At 50.2% G+C, this 18,421-nt stretch carries 15 protein-coding genes; 11 read left to right on the top strand and 4 right to left on the bottom strand.

The genetic code is table 11. From position 1 onward, the window contains the following. The 7 genes from ACTHSP_RS04610 to ACTHSP_RS04580 all read left to right on the top strand — a co-directional run. A partial coding sequence (locus tag ACTHSP_RS04610; protein WP_440345717.1) for a rod shape-determining protein occupies positions 1-960 on the top strand: 960 nt, incomplete at its 5' end. Positions 961-971: 11 nt separating this feature from the next. Continuing rightward, positions 972-1,814: a rod shape-determining protein MreC gene (gene mreC, locus ACTHSP_RS04605; protein ID WP_049351459.1), complete on the top strand. Its 843-nt coding sequence runs from the start codon at positions 972-974 to the stop codon at positions 1,812-1,814. A 4-nt stretch (positions 1,815-1,818) separates the two neighbouring features. Then, complete coding sequence (mreD, locus tag ACTHSP_RS04600; protein WP_036472915.1) at positions 1,819-2,319, top strand: rod shape-determining protein MreD; 501 nt, start codon at positions 1,819-1,821, stop codon at positions 2,317-2,319. 4 nt (positions 2,320-2,323) lie between these two features. Next, positions 2,324-4,372: a penicillin-binding protein 2 gene (mrdA, locus tag ACTHSP_RS04595; RefSeq protein ID WP_049351458.1), complete on the top strand. Its 2,049-nt coding sequence runs from the start codon at positions 2,324-2,326 to the stop codon at positions 4,370-4,372. Continuing rightward, positions 4,365-5,513, top strand: a complete 1,149-nt coding sequence (gene rodA, locus ACTHSP_RS04590) for a rod shape-determining protein RodA (protein WP_049351457.1) — start codon at positions 4,365-4,367, stop codon at positions 5,511-5,513. The genes mrdA and rodA overlap by 8 nt, the downstream gene beginning before the upstream one ends. A gap of 1 nt (position 5,514) precedes the next feature. Next, positions 5,515-6,174 carry a MarC family protein gene (locus tag ACTHSP_RS04585; protein ID WP_003685320.1) on the top strand — a complete coding sequence of 220 codons (660 nt, stop codon included), beginning with the start codon at positions 5,515-5,517 and terminating at the stop codon, positions 6,172-6,174. A 79-nt stretch (positions 6,175-6,253) separates the two neighbouring features. Further along, positions 6,254-7,597, top strand: a complete 1,344-nt coding sequence (locus tag ACTHSP_RS04580) for an aldehyde dehydrogenase family protein (protein WP_049351456.1) — start codon at positions 6,254-6,256, stop codon at positions 7,595-7,597. Positions 7,598-7,896: 299 nt separating this feature from the next. On the opposite strand, the gene ACTHSP_RS04575 is transcribed toward ACTHSP_RS04580, so the two are convergent. The 3 genes from ACTHSP_RS04575 to mltG form a co-directional block, all read right to left on the bottom strand. Then, the gene (locus ACTHSP_RS04575; protein WP_080974648.1) at positions 7,897-9,177 is read right to left on the bottom strand and encodes a malic enzyme-like NAD(P)-binding protein; all 1,281 of its coding nucleotides are present in this window, start codon (positions 9,175-9,177) and stop codon (positions 7,897-7,899) included. Between the two features lie 263 nt (positions 9,178-9,440). Then, on the bottom strand, positions 9,441-10,067 hold the full coding sequence (tmk, locus tag ACTHSP_RS04570; protein ID WP_049331462.1) for a dTMP kinase: 627 nt from the start codon (positions 10,065-10,067) through the stop codon (positions 9,441-9,443). A 67-nt stretch (positions 10,068-10,134) separates the two neighbouring features. Continuing rightward, positions 10,135-11,130, bottom strand: coding sequence for an endolytic transglycosylase MltG (gene mltG, locus ACTHSP_RS04565; protein WP_049331460.1), 996 nt, complete (start codon positions 11,128-11,130; stop codon positions 10,135-10,137). 115 nt (positions 11,131-11,245) lie between these two features. Between mltG and ampD the strand changes: the two genes are divergently transcribed. The 4 genes from ampD to galU all read left to right on the top strand — a co-directional run bounded on the left by ampD (position 11,246) and on the right by galU (position 16,838). Further along, positions 11,246-11,812, top strand: coding sequence for a 1,6-anhydro-N-acetylmuramyl-L-alanine amidase AmpD (gene ampD / locus ACTHSP_RS04560; protein ID WP_049351454.1), 567 nt, complete (start codon positions 11,246-11,248; stop codon positions 11,810-11,812). A gap of 175 nt (positions 11,813-11,987) precedes the next feature. Beyond that, positions 11,988-13,256: a cell division protein ZipA C-terminal FtsZ-binding domain-containing protein gene (locus ACTHSP_RS04555; protein ID WP_440345716.1), complete on the top strand. Its 1,269-nt coding sequence runs from the start codon at positions 11,988-11,990 to the stop codon at positions 13,254-13,256. A gap of 138 nt (positions 13,257-13,394) precedes the next feature. Further along, positions 13,395-15,863 carry an NAD-dependent DNA ligase LigA gene (ligA, locus tag ACTHSP_RS04550; RefSeq protein ID WP_049351452.1) on the top strand — a complete coding sequence of 823 codons (2,469 nt, stop codon included), beginning with the start codon at positions 13,395-13,397 and terminating at the stop codon, positions 15,861-15,863. 111 nt (positions 15,864-15,974) lie between these two features. Then, positions 15,975-16,838, top strand: coding sequence for a UTP--glucose-1-phosphate uridylyltransferase GalU (gene galU, locus ACTHSP_RS04545; RefSeq protein ID WP_049351451.1), 864 nt, complete (start codon positions 15,975-15,977; stop codon positions 16,836-16,838). Between the two features lie 54 nt (positions 16,839-16,892). Here the strand turns inward: galU and ACTHSP_RS04540 are convergent, their stop codons facing one another. Next, on the bottom strand, positions 16,893-18,389 hold the full coding sequence (locus tag ACTHSP_RS04540) for a TrkH family potassium uptake protein (RefSeq protein ID WP_049351450.1): 1,497 nt from the start codon (positions 18,387-18,389) through the stop codon (positions 16,893-16,895). Positions 18,390-18,421: the final 32 nt, after the last annotated feature.

Genomic DNA, 18,421 nt, shown 5'->3' with positions numbered 1-18,421 from the left:
GGCAAAGGGATTGTTTTGGATGAGCCGTCTATGGTTGCGATTCAATCCGGCGCAGGCAATAAAAGTAAAATTATGGCGGTGGGCACGGAAGCCAAAAAAATGCAGGGTCGTGCGCCGCGCAATATCGAAATCGTCCGCCCGATGAGGGACGGCGTGATTGCCGATTTTGTGATTACCGAGCGTATGCTGGGTATGTTGATTAAAAAAGCCACCGAAGGACGGTCTTTAGTCCCGCCTCGTGTGGTTATCTGTGTTCCGGGCGGCTCTACCCAAGTGGAACGTAAAGCAATTTTGGATTCTGCGTTTGCTGCCGGCGCGGCAAGCGTGCATTTGATTGAAGAACCGATGGCCGCCGCTTTAGGCGCGGGCTTGCCGATTGAAGATGCGGCAGGTTCGATGATTGTCGATATTGGCGGCGGTACGACTGAAATCGGTATTCTTTCACTGGGCGGCATGGCCTATTCTGCTTCTGTCCGTGCAGCCGGCGATGAATTTGATAAAAGCATCATCCATTACCTGCGCCGCCATCGCGGTGTCTTGATTGGCGAAGCTACGGCAGAGGAATTGAAGAAACAAATCGGCTCGGCCTCGGGCTTTGAAACCGAAACAGCCATGCGCATTAAGGGCCGAGATCTGGCCGAAGGTACGCCTAAATCCTTGGCAGTTACTTCAGATGAAATCCGTGAAGCATTGAGTGAAACGGTGAATCAAATCATCCGTGCTGTCCGTCTGGCTTTGGAACAGGCTCCGCCCGAATTGGCCGGCGACATCGCCGACCGCGGTATTATGCTGACCGGCGGCGGCGCGCTTCTGCACGGTATCGATACCGTCTTGGCTGATGCAACCGGCCTGCCCGTCGGTATTGCCGACCAACCTCTGAACTGCGTTGCCTATGGTGCCGGTAAGGCTTTGGACTATATCGGCAAATGGGATGATACCGTATTCACGGAAAACCCATAAGGTAGATGGTTATGGAACGCTCTTCTTTGCGCTTTGACGAGGCAAAAGGCCCTAAGCTGTTGCCTCGTTTTGTCATTTATATTGCTCTGGCTGCCGGTCTGATGGTAGCTGATTACCGCTTTTCATTAATGCAGCCTGTACGCGCGGCAGTCATGCCTATGCTCTACCCTGTTCAATGGCTGGCCAATCAACCTGTTCAACTTTATCAATATTTTGCCGACCTCTCCCAGTCTAAATCCGAGCTCTTGGAACAAAACCGCCAGCTTCTGGAAGAAAATGGCCGTCTGAAAATCGATTTGCAGCGGGATAAAGTCAATACCGATGAATTGCACGAATTAAAAAAACTGTACGGTTTGCAACAAAAAGGCATTCACAACGTTATCGGTGCGGAAGTCATTTCCAATGGCAAAGATCCGCTTTCCGAAAGACTGATTATCGGCAAGGGCAGTCAAGACGGCTTGAAAGTTGGTGACGCGGTCATCGATCAAAGCGGTTTGATCGGCCTGTTGACACAAGTTCACACACAAAGTGCAGAAATTGGGCTAATTTCAGGCGGACAAAGCATTGTCCCCATAGCCGTCAGCCGCACCGGCGAACGCAACTTGGCATACGGCAATGGCAACGGTTTGGATTTGCGCTATTTCCCAACCGGCTCCGACTTGAAACCCGGCGATATTCTGCTAACTTCCGGTTTGGACGGTACCTATCCGGCGGGGATTCCCGTTGCAACCGTCAGCAAGGTTGTCCGCGCATCGGGAACGCCTTATTACGATACGCAACTGACGCCTTTGGCCGCTTTACGCAGCAGCCGTTTTGTCTTGGTACTTTCTTCCGCCCCTTCTTCCCCACGCTGATTTCATGAACGATTTTGACGATTCTTACCGTGCAGTACCGCTGCACATCATGGCGGCCAGTCTCATAGTGATGATGATACTGGACTTTATGCCGTTTTCCTTTGACGGATTCTTTTGGCTGCCTGAAATGACGGCACTGATGTTGCTGTATTGGACATTGCACCAACCGCAACGCGCAGGCATGGGACTGGCTTTTGCCATCGGTCTGATTGTCGATGCCGCAACCGCCGCGACTTTGGGCTTGCACGCCCTGTCTTACGTCGTAATGACTTATTTCATCTTAAACCGCCGCCGCCAAATCATGCTTTACGGCCACATTATGCAATTGGCCGCTGTATTGGCTGCACTGCTTCTCAATCAGGCCGTCTTAACTGTTGCCCGTTTGTTTCTTAATCATCAGGTCATCACTTTGCAAGGCTTTGTTGCCCCATTTGTCGGCGCATTACTTTGGCCGATACTCAGCCAGCTAATGTTGATTGTGACCCGTATTTACCGCTCCCGCTGAAAAGATGAAACCGATTCTTCCACGCCGTCTTTCCGGTGGTCAACATACCAAAAAACCTTCCGCTCAGGCTGCACAAGCCGATGCCCTATTGCGCCTGCTCGTTGCTTTTATCCTGATTATCATCTTCTTTTCCATCTTGCTGGCGCGGTTCTTCTACCTGCAAGTGACTCAACACGACGAGTTTTCCGGTCAGGCATCGAGCAACCGCATCACCCTGATTCCAACGCCGCCCGTACGCGGCGAAATCGTCGATATCAACGGCGTTCCTTTGGCCAAAAACTATCCAGTCTTTTCGCTCGAAGTTATTCCCAGCCGCATTGAAGGCAAGATGGAAGATGTCATTGAAGCATTGAAAAAATATGTTGATATTACGCCGACAGATTTAAAACGCTTCAAAAAATACCGCGAAAGCTATCGAAAATTTGAAAATATCCCGCTCAAACTCAGGCTGACCGATGAAGAGGCTGCCCGTTTGTCCGTACATCTGCGCGAATTCAAAGGCGTAGAGGTTAACTCACGCACATTCCGCGAATATCCTTACGGCAAACTGACTTCCCATTTCTTAGGCTATATCGGCCGTATTAGCGATAAAGACAAAGAAATGCTGGAAGAAGAAGGCCTGACCGCCCTCTACCGCGGCAGTACGCATATCGGCAAATCCGGCTTGGAGAAATATTACGAACACCAACTTCATGGTGTTCCAGGCTATCAGGAAGTTGAAAAAGACGCTTACGGCAACATCGTCCGCGTATTGAAAAATGTTCCGTCCAAAATGGGGCAAACCTTGCGCCTGGGCATGGATATCCGTATGCAGCAGGAAGCCGACCGCATTTTAGGCGACCGCCGTGGCGCATTGGTAGCCATCAATCCGCAAGACGGTACTGTTTTGGCTTTTGTTTCCAAGCCTTCCTTCGATCCCAACCTCTTTATTGACGGCATCGACAGTGATACTTGGAAAATGCTGAATGACGATTGGAAAAAGCCTTTGATCAACCGCGTTACCCAAGGCCTTTACCCGCCGGGTTCTACATTCAAACCCTTTATGGGCATGGCCTTATTGGAAAGCGGCAAAATCACTCAAAACACCATCATCCCCGCCCCCGGCGCATGGAGCATACCCGGCAGCCGCCATATTTTCCGCGACTCTGTCCGCAGCGGTCACGGCTCGGCCAACTTGAGCAAAGCCATCCAAGTATCTTCAGATACCTTCTTCTACCGCTTGGGTTACGAAATGGGTATCGATAAAGCCTCCTCGTATCTGGCACAATTCGGTTTCGGACAAAAAACTGGCATTGACCTGCCCAGCGAATACGCAGGCGTTTTGCCTAGCCGCGAATGGAAAGCCAAACGTTTTGCCAAATCTTCCGACCCTACCGCCAAAGAATGGCGCGCCGGCGAAATGGTTTCTGTCAGTATCGGCCAAGGCTACAACGCCTACACGCCTTTGCAAATGGCACATGCGACAGCATCTCTGGCCAATAACGGTGTCGTTTATCAGCCGCATTTGGTCAAAGAAGTATTAGATTTTGGCGCACGCAAAATTACCCGAATCAACCCTAATCCCGAGCGTCAAATTCCGTTCAAAGCCGACAACTTCGAATACGTCAAACGCGCAATGGAAAAGGTATTGAAACCGGGCGGTACGGCGCACCGTATTGGTGGCGGACTTGCTTATACAATGGGCGGCAAAACCGGTACGGCCCAGGTCGTACAAATAAAACAGGGCGGCCGCTACAATGCCGCAGCCCTGCGCGAACAACACCGCGACCACGCATGGTTTATCTCGTTTGCGCCATTGGAAAAACCTGAAATCGCCATTGCTGTTATTTTGGAAAACGGCGGCTGGGGTGCGTATGCCGCGCCATTGGCTCGTGAAATGACTGATTTTTATATGCTTCACGTCAAACCGCAGCAGTTTTCAGACGGCCTTGAGTCAGATTCAGCCAAAACTGAAACAACGGACAAGCATCAGCCTATTACCAGTATTTTCCAATCTGCCTACGGACTGACTCCGACAAGCCCTACCTCACAGCCGGAGGTTCATCATGAATAACACATTAGCGTGGAAAAATTTCAAATCCACCATTGCAGCCCCGATTGACCCTTGGCTGTTTTTTGCCATGCTCGCCATCTACATCATGAGCCTGTTCCTGCTCTATTCTGCAGACGGGCAAGAGTTCGGCCAATTGGAAAACAAAACCATCCATACCGTTTTGGGCTTTGCCCTGTTATGGATTATCGCCATATTCAAACCGCAAACGGCTGCCAAAGTTGCCCTGCCTGTTTACATTGTCGGCGTATTACTGCTGATTGGTGTCGAAGTCGCCGGCGTTACCGTCAACGGCTCGACCCGTTGGCTGAGTCTCGGCTTTACCCGTATCCAACCTTCCGAAATCATGAAAATCGGTATTCCCATGACTGTCGCGTGGTATTTCCAACGCTATGAAGGCCATCTGAAATGGATACATTATATTGTCGCCCTCGTGCTGATTCTTGTTCCTGTCGCCCTGATTTTGAAGCAGCCCGACCTCGGTACGGCAGCATTGATTATGGCTTCGGGTATTTTTGTCATCTTCTTTGCCGGATTGCCTTGGAAGGCTATTTTTGCCGCTATTATTGCCTTTGTGGCCGCTTTGCCGCTCTTGTGGAACTACGGCATGCACGACTACCAGAAAACCCGTGTTCTCACCTTGCTCGACCCAACCAAAGATCCGTTAGGTGCAGGCTACCACATCATCCAATCTATGATTGCCATCGGCTCGGGTGGTGTATGGGGTAAAGGCTGGCTAAACGGTACGCAAACCCATTTGGACTATATTCCTGAATCAACGACTGACTTTATTTTCGCGGTATTCGGCGAAGAGTTCGGCCTGATTGGCAATATCCTTTTACTGCTGGTTTACCTTATCATTCTGGCACGCGGATTGTGGATTGCCGCTCAAGCGCAATCCCTTTACAGTCGTAGTTTGGCAGGCGCATTGACCATGACTTTTTTCTGCTATGCCTTTGTAAACATGGGCATGGTCAGCGGTATTTTGCCCGTCGTCGGCGTCCCCCTCCCCTTGGTCAGCTACGGCGGCACGGCTACGCTTTCCATCATGGTGGTGCTCGCCCTGCTGATGGGTATTGCAAACGAACACAAAAACCGCCGCCGTAATGCGGATAACGATGACCTAACTGAAAGCGAGGAATAATATGGAATTAGGTGTAGAAATCGGCAAGCTGCTTGTGGCATTTCTCGTGCTGATTAATCCTTTCAGCGCGCTCTCAATTTATCTTGATCTGACACAAAACCACAGCACCAAAGAAAAGCGCAGAATCGCGCGTACTGCCGCATTGGCTGTCTTCATCGTAATCATCGTCTTTGCACTGAGCGGCGGTATCTTGTTGAAAGTACTCGGCATCAGCGTCGGCTCTTTCCAAGTCGGCGGCGGGATTCTGGTTTTGCTGATTGCCATCTCCTTAATGAACGGCAACGACAATCCTGCCAAACCCAAAATTGATCCCCATTCAGAAGAACATCAAAATGCGCAACAAGTCCGCCGCAACGAAAAAGCCATTGCCGTCGTACCCATTGCCATTCCGATTACCATCGGCCCCGGCGGTATCTCCACTGTCATCATTTATTCCTCTGCCGCCAAGAATTACAGCGATATTGCCCTGATTATCATCTCCGGCTTTTTGGTCAGCCTGATTTGCTATTTCATTCTGGTCGTGGCCGGACGCATCAGCAAACGCTTGGGCACTACCGGCCTGACCATCCTCAACCGCATCATGGGCATGATGCTGGCCGCCATTTCCGTAGAGATTATTGTTGCCGGCTTAAAATCCATTTTTCCCCAACTGGTCGCTTGAAGTACAATCATCACAATAAAAGGCCGTCTGAAACATTTTCAGACGGTCTCATAAAAACATAAAAACAAAGGAGCCAACCATGTTTCACAGCACCCATGTCTTCACCGGAGAAACCATTTACCGCCGACCGGCGCAAAGCTATACCGAGTTCACCGACGAATTAAACCGCCTCCAAACCCTTCAACAAACCTTCACCCAGTCAAGCATTATCGAGCGCACCGCCCTCTTACAGCAATTTGCCGACAGCCTGACCCAAAACCAAGAACGCCTTGCCGAAATGGTTTGCGAAGAAGTCGGACGCTGCCTGCACGAATGCCGTGCCGAAATCAGCAAATCCATCGAGCTTATCCGCTACTACGTCCGCCTTGCCCCCGAGCTGCTTGCCCATAAAACCATCGCCACCCAAGCCAGCCTCAGCCAAGTCCGCTTTGAGCCTTTGGGCGTTGTTTTGGCGGTCATGCCGTGGAACTATCCTATTTGGCAGATTTTACGATTTGCCATTCCAGCCCTCTGTGCCGGCAATGCCTGCGCAGTCAAACCTGCGCCCAGTGTCGCCCGCATCAGCGAAACCCTATTCAGCCTTGTCCCCAAAGGTTTGCCGCTTATCGGCGCATGGTTGAGTCATGAAGACACGCTTAAAGCCATTGAAGATACCGATGCCATGGCATTTACCGGTTCGACCCATACCGGCCGCCTGCTGGCCGCCCATGCAGGCAAACATCTGAAAAAAACTGTCCTTGAACTGGGCGGCAGCAATCCGTTTATCATTCTGCCCGATGCCGACCTGCAACGCGCAGCCATCGATGCCTGCTATTCGCGCTTCCGCGATGCCGGACAATCCTGCAATGCCGCCAAACGCATCGTTGTTACCCAGAATATTGCCGAACAATTTATCCCGCTCTTCCTTGCCGAGTGCGCCAAACTGCAAACCGGCAATCCCAAAAACCCGAACACTACCCTTGCCCCGCTTCACCGCCAAGACTTGCGTCAAACTGTACACGAGCAGGTTCAAGATGCGATTGCACACGGTGCGCAATGCTTGAGCGGCGGCTATATCCCTGAGGGAGAAAGCTGGTTTTACCCTGCTACCGTCTTGGATCAGGTCAACCCCAACTGCCGCGTTTGGCACGAAGAAGTCTTCGGCCCGGTTGCCATGATCTTACGCGCCGACAATCCGGATCACGCCGTCGCACTTGCCAACGACACACCTTTCGGCCTCGGCGCCTGTATCTACACAGCCGACACGGCAAACGCATGGCAATACGCCGAAAGAATCCAAGCAGGCTCTGTCTTTATCAACCGCCACACCAGCAGCGACCTGCGCCTCCCCTTTGGCGGTGTAAAAGCTTCCGGCTATGGACGCGAGCTATCAGAATTCGGGTTGTATGAGTTCGTCAACGTCAAAACCTATTGGCAAAAATAAACTGTTTCATTAACTCAGGCCGTCTGAAACCCGTTTTCAGACGGCCGATGTTGTTTAAAAAAGCTGAAAAAACTATTGTATTCAATCCCGTACAAACCCTGAAAAGTCAAAGCCGCTCAAAAATAAGAAACCTATCTTAGAAAGCAATCCATATTCCCACGTCTCTGTTGAATCAGCAGATTATCGTATTCTTCATTCCGATTGCTGCATTAAGCCGTTTCTAAAATATTCAATAAACAAAAAGGCCGTCTGAAATACAACTTTCAGACGGCCTTTTCAATCAAGCACTACTTACTGAATTACAGTTCCCATGCAGCCAATTTAGCAGCGTACGCATCCAAGTCAGCGATTGGACGGGTAGCCACGCCGCTTTCCATAGCTGCTTTAGCGGTAGCAGAAGCAACGCGAGGCAACAGGCGAGAGTCGAATGGTGTAGGAATCAGGTATTCCGCACCGAATTCAAATTTCTTACCGTAAGCGGCAACCACTTCTTCAGTTACCTCTTCCATTGCCAAGTCAGCCAAAGCGTATACGCAAGCGCGTTTCATTTCTTCGTTGATGGTGGTCGCGCCGACATCCAATGCGCCACGGAAGATGAATGGGAAGCACAATACGTTGTTTACTTGGTTCGGGAAGTCTGAGCGGCCGGTACCGATTACCACATCCGGACGGGTTTCTTTTGCCAAAGGAGGCAGAATTTCCGGATTTGGGTTTGCCATAGCGAACACAATTGGTTTCTCGTTCATGGTGTTCAGCATTTCAGGGGTCAGCAGGTTTGCACCGGACAGACCCAAGAAAATGTCTTTACCTTTAACGGCATCAGCCAATACGCGTTGGCCGTTGTCTTCGATGGCGTAGAATTGTTTGGATTCGTCCATACGGTCTTTGTCTTCGCGGGTTTTGTAAATCACGCCTTTGGAGTCGCAGACGGTTACATTTTCACGTTTCAGACCCAAATCCAGCAACTGGTTCAAGCAGGCAATCGCTGCGGCACCTGCACCGGAACACACCAACGTCGCTTCTTCAATTTTGCGGCCGGTATAACGCAAAGCGTTCAATACGGCAGCAGCGGTAATGATGGCGGTACCATGTTGGTCGTCGTGGAATACAGGGATTTTGCAACGTTTGCGCAATTCACGTTCGATGTAGAAGCACTCAGGCGCTTTGATGTCTTCGAGGTTGATACCGCCGAAAGTCGGTTCCAAAGAAGCGATGATGTCTACCAATTTTTGCGGGTCTTTTTCATCGATTTCGATATCGAATACGTCAACGCCGGCGAATTTTTTGAACAATACGCCTTTGCCTTCCATTACAGGTTTACCGGCCAATGCGCCGATGTTGCCCAAACCCAACACTGCGGTACCGTTGGAAATCACGGCAACCAAATTGCCTTTGGCAGTGTATTTGTAGGCAGTTTGAGGATCGGCATGGATTTCCATACAAGGAGCGGCTACGCCCGGAGAGTACGCCAACGCCAAGTCTTTAGAAGTAGCCAGAGATTTGGTTGGGGTAACGGAGATTTTGCCCGGCACGGGGAATTCGTGGAACTGCAGGGCGGCTTCTTTTAATGAATTTTCCATTTATCGATCCTGTTTGCGAGAGAGATTTTACAGCGAACAAGTCTGAAACAGGCTGCTTCAGACATTTAAAATTTCTAAAGTCGGGTTGTTAACAGACCGGCTTTGTAAGAGGCCGTAATTTTATCATGTTCTTTTGGTGGCGCATACCGATATTTATTACATTTGTTTTGATATTTCGTTTTATTTGGTTTTATGTCTAAAAACTTCTGTAATAATATTTCTTTGCCACATCACTCTTCTTTCAGACGGCATTTTATTTAAACTTAAACATTCAATCCAAAATGACTGTCTAGCGCGGTTTCAATCTGATTTTTTACAGCGTCCAGACTTTGGCTGCTGTCGATGACGGCATAGCGTTCCGGCTGTTCGTTAGCACGTTGCAGATACACTTCGCGCACCCGATTGAAAAACTCGGCTTCTTCTTGCTCAAAGCGGTCTTTCTCACGCGTTTGGTTGATGCGTGCCATTGACACTTCCAAAGGCACATCCAACAGCAAAGTTAAATCGGGACGGAAATCACCCTGCACCCAATGCTCAAGCGTGGCAATATCTTGCAAGGGAACGCCGCGTCCGCCGCCTTGATAGGCAAACGTTGCATCAGTAAAGCGGTCGGAAACCACATGCGTGCCGTTTTTCAGGGCAGGCAGAATAACTGTTTCCAAGTGTTGCTGTCTGGCGGCAAACATCAGCAGGGTTTCGGTACGCAGGCTGACTTGGGTGGCTGGGTTGAGCAGAATTTCACGCAATGCTTCTCCGGCCGGAGTGCCTCCAGGTTCGCGCGTAAACAATACGGGCAGTTGGTGTTTCTCAAACCATGCTTTCATTACGGCGAGGTTGGTGGACTTGCCTGCGCCGTCTATGCCGTCAAGGGTAATAAATCTGGGTTTCATATGGATATCGTCAATTTAAAGGCCGTCTGAAACAGTGATTATAAATGTTTCAGACGGCCTATTCGGTTTATTTCTTCAAAATATATTTGCGTACGGCAGCGTTGTGTTCAGAAAGATTGTGGCTGAACTCGCTCAAGCCCGTACCATCCATTTTTGAGACGAAATACAGATATTTTTCATCAGACGGATGACCCGCCGCTTCAAGCGCGGCCTTGCCGGGAAGCGCAATCGGCGTCGGCGTCAAACCGCTGCGCGTATAAGTATTGTAAGGCGTATCGCGTTGCAGGTCGGCTTTGCGGATTCTGCCCTTATACGCATCACCCATGCCATAGATGACAGTCGGGTCGGTTTGCAGGCGCATGCCGATATTCAGGCGGTTGACGAATACGGCGGCCACATGGGCGCGGTCGTCTTCGTGTGCGGTTTCTTTTTCAATCAGACTCGCCATAATCAGCATTTCGTACGGATTTTTATAAGGTAGGCCGCTTTGACGGTCGTCCCATGCTTCTTGCAGGTTTTCCCGCATTTTACGGTAGGCAATTTTGTAAATTTGAAGATCGCTGCCACCGGCATCAATTTCGTAACTATCCGGGAAAAACTGTCCTTCAGGATTGCTGCTCAAGGCATCGGGCGCCACTTCGGCCATCAGTTTTTCATCGCTCCAACCACGCGTATCGTGGGCAATGTCGGCAGTGTTGTCGATAATACGGCGCATTTGGGCAAAACGCGCGCCTTCCAAAATTTGCACGCTGACCGAGTCAGGACGGCCTTTTTTAATGCGTTTTAAAATGTCCCAAGCCGATACTTTAGCAGACAGGCGGTAAGAACCGGCATTGAGTTGGTTGTGTACGCCCATCACATATGCGGCGGCTACCAGCACATAACGGTTATAAACGATGCCGTCTTGAGCCAGTTTGCGGCTGACGGAAGAGATACCTTGGTTTTTGGTAATGGTAATACGGTATGGTTTGCCGTTGTCTTTCGGAACAAACAACAATGCGGCAACCACGGCGGCAAATGCCGTCAAAAATACGGCCAGCCATTTCAACAATTTTTTCAGCATGGTAGGATTCTTGGTTTGTGAACGTGTCGGGCGACAGTATAACCGAAAATAAGTCCACCACGCCTGCCACCTTCCCTAACGTATGCTTTCCTATCCCGAAAGGCCGTCTGAAACCATGAATTCCCCTTCAAAAAACATTTGGCAAAACGGCCGCTGGCTGAATGCACGCCAAACTCATTCGCCCAATTTCAGCCCACGCGAACCGGATGAAGACATCTCATTGGTTGTCCTCCACAATATTTCCCTTCCTCCTTTTGAGTACAACACGGGGGCAGTGGAAAATTTGTTTACCAACCAAATCAACCCTGACGAGCACCCTTTTTTCAGTATCATCCACACCTTGCGCGTCTCCAGCCATTTTTTCATCAGCCGTAAAGGCGAAACCGTCCAATTCGTTTCCTGCGACGACATGGCCTATCATGCCGGCGTATCGTCGTTTCAAGGCAGAGAAAAATGCAATGCCTTCTCCATCGGTATCGAATTGGAAGGCTGCGATTTCGAGCCTTTTACCGAAGCACAATACACCAGCCTGCAAGCCTTGCTGACCGCTATCTCCGAACATTACCCGATTCAGGTCATTACCGGTCATCAGGACATCGCGCCGGACAGGAAAACCGATCCCGGACATTTCTTCGATTGGCCTCGCCTTCAAAAAGCAGGTTTTCCCGTCCGGCGCGGATAACTTTCAGACGGCCTGAAATGATTGGTAGACATAATGCTGTCACAACCGTCTATTTTCGTTATAATTCAGCTATTCATTCGGACGCATAAAGTCCGGCTCCAACGAACTTCCCACGCAGCAAGATTCCGCACCCTGAAAAAGACGGAATGCTGCCTTTTTAAAAAGTGATTACTCCATGATTTTCATCGTCTTAGCCCTCGCCACCCTTTTGGCGGTCATCGGTTACAACATGTACCAGGAAAACCAATACCGCAAACAAGTGCGCGAACAATTCGGCCATTCCGATAAAGATGCGCTTTTGACCAGCAAAACCAAGCACGTCCGCGACAGCAAAGAAACCGGCGGCCAGGGTTTGTTTATCAAGAAAAACAAAAAAACCGAAGAGGCATTGCGCAACCTGCAAGAGCAAGATGAAATCTACGCGGCAAAAGCCAAACTGGCCCACCCTACACAGATTAAAACGGATGTCGAGTTGACTGTGGAAGACGACTTTTCCGCAGAAGAAAAAGTCCAACACACTGTTATCGGCTTAAACAACGAAATTACCGTCAGCCCTGCCGAAGCCGCTTCTGCTCCGGTTGAAACCGCTGCCGAGCCTGTGGCACAAGTACCATTGATCAGCTTGGACGAATTATCGCAAGTCGAGTTGCCTTGGTTTGATCCGCGCTTCGACTACATGGCCTACATCTCCCTGAAACAAGCCCAAGAATTGCACGCCCTGCCGCGCCTTTCCGGCACTCACCGCTTCCAAATCATCGGTTGCACCAGGGACGACCATTTCCGCGTTGCCGAGCCGATTCCGGGCGTTTACTACCAAGGCTTCGTCATGGGCCTGCAGGCTGTCAGCCGCAATGGTTTGGCCGCGCGTGAAGAGCTGCAACACTTCGACCAACAGGTTGATGCTTTTGCCCAGCTGATGGACGGCAAAGTTTTGCATACCGATTTAGACGCGTTCACTGAAGTCGCGCAAGCCCTCGACCAATTCTGTGCGCGTGTTGACCAAACCATCGCCATTCACTTGGTTTCCCATTCCAATATCAGCGGCGTAGAGTTGCGTGCCGCCGTGGAAGATACAGGCTTCAAACTGGGCGAAGACGGCGCGTTCCACTTCGGCGACAACAACAACCCTAAATTGTTCTCCATCCATACTTTGGACAACAAACCATTTACCAATCCTCTGTTGGACAACCAAGCCTACCGCGGTTTCAGCATGCTTCTGGATATTCCGCATGTTCCTGCCGGCGAAAAAACTTTCGACAAATTTATGGACTTGGCAGTCAAACTCTCCGGCCAACTCAGCTTGGATTTGGTTAACGACCAAATGGAAGAAGTTTCCACCCAATGGCTCAAAGACGTACGCAACTACGTTTTGGCCCGTCAGGAAGAAATGCTTAAAGTCGGCATCAAACCCGGCAGCAAACAAGCCCTGCGCCTGTTCTCTTAAACTTCCCCAATCAAAAAGCGGATATGCAATGACGGCATATCCGCTTTTTCAGGTAAAATCCCTTCATCTTCAATATTCATCGATTTTCAGACGGCCTCTCTATCATCAGGCCGTCTGAAAACTCTATTTCGATTGCACATGAATCCGACCGCACAACGTATCAAATACCTGACCGACCTCCTCAACCGCTACGCCTACGAATATTACACCCTAGACACACCCAGCGTACCCGATGCCGAATACGACAAATTGTTCCGCGAGCTCGAAGCATTGGAACTCAATTATCCTGAGTTGAAACTGCCCGACAGCCCAACCCAGCGCGTCGGCGGCGAGCCTTTGGCAGGCTTTGATGAAGTGCGTCATGAAGTGCCTATGTTGTCACTGACCAACGCCTTTTCGCCACAAGACGAAAACGGAGTGTTCGACCATACCGAAATGTACGCTTTCGATGAGCGCGTTCGTGGCGGATTAAACGGCGAAAAACCGGAATACGTTATCGAGCCTAAATTTGACGGTCTGGCCATCAGCCTGCTGTACCGCGACGGCGTATTGACTCAAGCAGCAACCCGTGGCGACGGCACCACAGGCGAAGACGTTACCCAAAACGTCAAAACCGTATCCAACATCCCCTTACGCCTGCATGGAGAAAACATTCCCGAGTTTATCGAAATACGCGGCGAAGTACTGATGCTCAAAGCCGATTTTGCCGCCTTAAACGCACGACAGGCTGAAAACGGACAAAAACCTTTCGCCAATCCGCGCAATGCCGCCGCCGGCAGTCTGCGCCAACTCGATTCGCGCATTACGGCACAGCGCAAACTGCATTTCTTCCCCTATTCCATTGCCCGACAACAAGGCGGTTTTATCGCAGAAGAACACCTACAAGAGCTGAGCTACTGTAAAGAGCTTGGCTTCAGCCTGCCCGATGGTAATTTCGACTGTTTCCCAAATATCGACGAAGTATTGGCATTTTACGAGCAAATGCAGCAAAAACGCCCTACCCTGCCCTACGAAATCGACGGCATGGTGGTCAAAGTCAACAGTCTGGCACAACAAGAAAAACTGGGTTTCATCTCACGCGCGCCACGTTGGGCCATTGCCCACAAATTTCCTGCCGAAGAAGCATTGACCATTGTCGAAGCCATTGATGTACAAATCGGGCGCACCGGCGCAGTAACCCCCGTCGCCCGTTTGCAACCTGTATTCGTCGGCGGCGTTACCGTTACTAACGCCACCCTGCATAATCAGGATGAGGTATCGCGAAAAGACGTACGCGTTGGCGATACCGTTGTCGTGCGCCGCGCCGGAGACGTGATTCCCGAGGTGGTGCGCGTAATTTTTGAACGCCGCCCAATGCAGGAGACCAACATTTCCGTTTCAGACGGCCTGCAAGATGATTTATTCGCCGAAACACCTTCTGAAACCCGATCCGAACCGCTTCACAAACCTTACCGCCTGCCCACCCATTGTCCTATCTGCCGCAGCGAAATCGAACGCGAAGAAGGCGAAGCGGTTGCCCGATGCAGCGGCGGTATGCTTTGCCAAGCACAACGTGCGCAAGGTTTAATCCACTTTGCCTCACGCAAAGCCATGGATATCGACGGACTTGGTCAAAAACAAATCGAGCAGCTGGTCGCACAAGATTTGGTTCGTCATTTCGCCGACCTCTACCGCCTTGATATTCCAACCCTGCAAAAAATGAAGGAAACAGCGGATAAAGCATCGGCTAATGAGGAAGAACCATCAAACAGTGAGATTGAAGACTTTGAAAGTGAGACCGGCAATACTCTGCTTGCCAAAAACATTAAAAAACAGCCGACCAAATGGGCGGAAAATATCCTCGCAGGCATAGAAGCCAGCAAAACACCCGAACTCGCCCGCTTCCTTTTTGCCCTCGGCATCCGTCACGTCGGCGAACGCACGGCCAAAACGTTGGCGCAGGCATTCGGCACACTCGAACATGTCCGCCATGCACCTGAACCCATCCTCGCCTGCCTGCCTGATATCGGCACGGTGGTTGCCCGCTCCATCGCTCACTTTTTTGCCCAAGAAGCACAACAGGCGATGATAGACGAGCTACTGTCTGTAGGTGTTGCCCCGCAAAGCCAAGCTGTCACTATCCCTCCTCTGCGCCATGCCGAGCCGCAACGCTGGATTGCCCGCCTGCCCGATTTTAAAATCAGCGAAACCAAAGCACTGGCCTTGTGGGAGCTTGCCGGACAAAGCATAGAAGGCTTGCAAACTGACAAAGCGTTGCCTACCGATTGGCAGACATGGCGCAGTAAACCGCAAAACGCAGCCCTGCTTGAAAATATGAAAACTTTCTTTACTCAAACGCGGTCTAATCTTCAAGATGAAACTATTTCAGACGGCATTAATGAAGCCGTAGCAGGTAAAACCTTTGTATTGACAGGGACTTTACCCACACTCAAACGCGACCAAGCACAAGCCATGATTGAGGCTGCAGGCGGTAAAGTTTCCGGCAGCGTATCTAAAAAAACTGACTACGTTGTCGCCGGAGAAGCTACAGGCAGTAAATTGGAAAAAGCCCAAGCTTTGGGCGTGGCCGTATTGAGCGAAGAAGAATTACTGACGTTGCTGGGATAAGACAGTATATACAGTCTTTTTCGAGCCGCCTGATACTTTATCATGTGGTATTATCGTTACACACAATTACACTTTCGGGGGCTAATCCCTCAGACAAAATAGGATACCAATATGAAACCCATTAAAAAATGCGTCTTCCCCGTTGCCGGTATGGGCACCCGTTTCTTGCCTGCAACCAAAGCCAGCCCCAAAGAAATGCTGCCTATTGTGGACAAACCTCTAATTCAATATGCAGTTGAAGAAGCGGTTGAAGCCGGCTGTACCGAAATGGTGTTTATCACCGGCCGTAACAAACGCAGCATCGAAGATCACTTCGACAAAGCATACGAGTTGGAAACCGAATTGGAATTACGTCAAAAAGACAAACTGTTGGCGCACGTTCGTGACATCCTACCTCCCAACATTACCTGTATGTACATCCGTCAAACTGAAGCATTGGGTTTGGGTCATGCCGTATTGTGCGCGCAGGCTGCCGTTGGTAATGAGCCTTTCGCCGTTATTTTGGCAGACGATTTGATTGACACTCCTAAAGGCGCGTTGAAACAGATGGTTGATGTGTACAACCAAAGCGGTAACAGCATTTTAGGTGTTGAAACCGTTGATCCTTCTCAAACAAGCTCTTACGGTATCGTTGAAGTTGAAAAACTGAAAAGCTATCAGCGTATTATCAACATCGTTGAAAAACCCAAACCGGAAGAAGCACCTTCCAACCTTGCTGTTGTCGGCCGCTATATCCTAACTCCACGTATTTTTGACTTGTTGACCAACCTGCCCCGCGGCGCCGGTAACGAAATCCAACTGACAGACGGTATCGCCCGCCTGCTCGACCATGAGTTTGTGTTGGCTCATGCATTTGATGGCAAACGCTACGACTGCGGCAGCAAATTGGGTTACCTTGAAGCAACCGTGGCTTACGGTTTGAAACACCCTGAAACCGGCGAACAATTCAAAGAATTGCTCAAACAATACGCTTAAGCCCAGCCATTATAAAAAGGCCGTCTGAAATTTCAGACGGCCTTTTTCTCACACTTATTTCTTCCAATATGCCGGAGTAAACAAAATTAAAACGGTAAAAATCTCCAAACGTCCCAACAACATCACAGCCGTACACAGCCACTTCTGTACATCGCTCAGCGCGGCATAATTATGCGACGGACCAACTGCCCCCAAACCCGGCCCTGCATTGGTAATACAGGCAATGACTGCCGTAAAGGCGGATAAAAAGTCCAAGCCTGCCGCCATTAGTAAAAAGCTGAATACGATGACCGTCATAAAGTAAATAAAGATGAACGACATGACGGTCAGCGCCATACGATCCGGAATGGAGCGGTTGTTGACCTTTACCGTACGAACCGCACGCGGATGTAGCAAAATCAACATTTCACGCAAGCTGAATTTGAACAACACCAACGCACGCACGTTTTTAATACCGCCCCCCATAGAGCCTGAACTTGCCAATACGTTCGACAGAAAAAACATCCACAACGACACAATCAGCGGCCATTGAGCAAAGTCTGCATTGGAGAAACCGCTGGCCAATCCGATGGACACAAAGTTGAAGCTGACGAAGCGCAAAGCTTCGCCAAGGCTTTGATAAACGTCCTGCTGCCATAAATACAATGCCGAAATCAAAATACTGCCCGACAAAACCAACAACATGGAACGGCATTCTTCATCTTTCCAATACACCTGCAAAGAGCGGTTGCCCAGCGCAGTAAAGTGGCTGGCGAAATTGATACCGCCCCAGACAGTAAAAAACATCAATGTCCATTCGACTGCCACAGAATCAAAATAGGCAACGCTGTCATCATGTGTCGAAAAACCGCCCAAGGCCACTGCCGACATCGCATGGCACAAGGCATCAAACCAGCCCATGCCAGCAATATGCAAGGATACAAAGGCGGCAGCAGTTGTCAGCGCATAAGCAAACCACAGCCGTTTGGCCACTTGCGAAATACGGGGAGCCATCTTGCTTTCCTTATCCATACCCGGAATTTCCGCTTTGAAAAGCTGCGTCCCCCCCACGCCCAACATCGGCAAAATCGCCACAGCCAGCACGATAATACCCATACCGCCGAGCCAGTTGAGCATGTGCCGCCAAAAATTCACCGACGGATCCAGCGTATCCAAGCCGGAAATCACTGTTGCCCCTGTTGTCGTCAGCCCCGACATCGCTTCAAAAAACGCATCGGTGAAACTCATGGACGGCATATAGAAATAAATCGGCATCGCCGCCACGATGGCAAAGGCCAGCCACAGCATCAATACCAGGGTAAATCCGTCACGCGGCCGCAATTCACGGTTGAAACGCAAAGTCAGCACCCAAGTAACGCACGACACCAACAATACCGTCAAAGCCGTATAGGCAAACACGATAAACGCGCTGTCGTGATAAAAATACGACATCAGTGTCGGCACTGCCAACAGCAGTGAAAACAACAGCCCCAGCTTGGACAATACATGGATAATCGGCATAACCTTGCTTACCGCACCACCCAATCTGAAACCCTTATACAAATACATCATATCCCTATCATTAGAAAACAAAATATTCAGAC

The organism is Neisseria sp. P0001.S005 (assembly GCF_051963715.1).
The sequence above is the reverse complement of the archived record's forward strand: the minus strand, read 5'-3'. Positions and strand labels throughout refer to the sequence as shown.

What these genes read in the sequence shown, in the direction of transcription:
- mreC (WP_049351459.1), top strand. Translation starts at nt 972, where the DNA reads ATGGAACGCTCTTCTTTGCGCTTTGACGAGGCAAAAGGCCCTAAGCTG.
- ACTHSP_RS04555 (WP_440345716.1), top strand. Translation starts at nt 11,988, where the DNA reads ATGATTTTCATCGTCTTAGCCCTCGCCACCCTTTTGGCGGTCATCGGT.
- ligA (WP_049351452.1), top strand. Translation starts at nt 13,395, where the DNA reads ATGAATCCGACCGCACAACGTATCAAATACCTGACCGACCTCCTCAAC.
- tmk (WP_049331462.1), bottom strand. Translation starts at nt 10,067, where the DNA reads ATGAAACCCAGATTTATTACCCTTGACGGCATAGACGGCGCAGGCAAG.
- ACTHSP_RS04585 (WP_003685320.1), top strand. Translation starts at nt 5,515, where the DNA reads ATGGAATTAGGTGTAGAAATCGGCAAGCTGCTTGTGGCATTTCTCGTG.
- galU (WP_049351451.1), top strand. Translation starts at nt 15,975, where the DNA reads ATGAAACCCATTAAAAAATGCGTCTTCCCCGTTGCCGGTATGGGCACC.
- ampD (WP_049351454.1), top strand. Translation starts at nt 11,246, where the DNA reads ATGAATTCCCCTTCAAAAAACATTTGGCAAAACGGCCGCTGGCTGAAT.
- ACTHSP_RS04540 (WP_049351450.1), bottom strand. Translation starts at nt 18,389, where the DNA reads ATGATGTATTTGTATAAGGGTTTCAGATTGGGTGGTGCGGTAAGCAAG.
- mreD (WP_036472915.1), top strand. Translation starts at nt 1,819, where the DNA reads ATGAACGATTTTGACGATTCTTACCGTGCAGTACCGCTGCACATCATG.
- ACTHSP_RS04580 (WP_049351456.1), top strand. Translation starts at nt 6,254, where the DNA reads ATGTTTCACAGCACCCATGTCTTCACCGGAGAAACCATTTACCGCCGA.
- mrdA (WP_049351458.1), top strand. Translation starts at nt 2,324, where the DNA reads ATGAAACCGATTCTTCCACGCCGTCTTTCCGGTGGTCAACATACCAAA.
- mltG (WP_049331460.1), bottom strand. Translation starts at nt 11,130, where the DNA reads ATGCTGAAAAAATTGTTGAAATGGCTGGCCGTATTTTTGACGGCATTT.
- ACTHSP_RS04575 (WP_080974648.1), bottom strand. Translation starts at nt 9,177, where the DNA reads ATGGAAAATTCATTAAAAGAAGCCGCCCTGCAGTTCCACGAATTCCCC.
- rodA (WP_049351457.1), top strand. Translation starts at nt 4,365, where the DNA reads ATGAATAACACATTAGCGTGGAAAAATTTCAAATCCACCATTGCAGCC.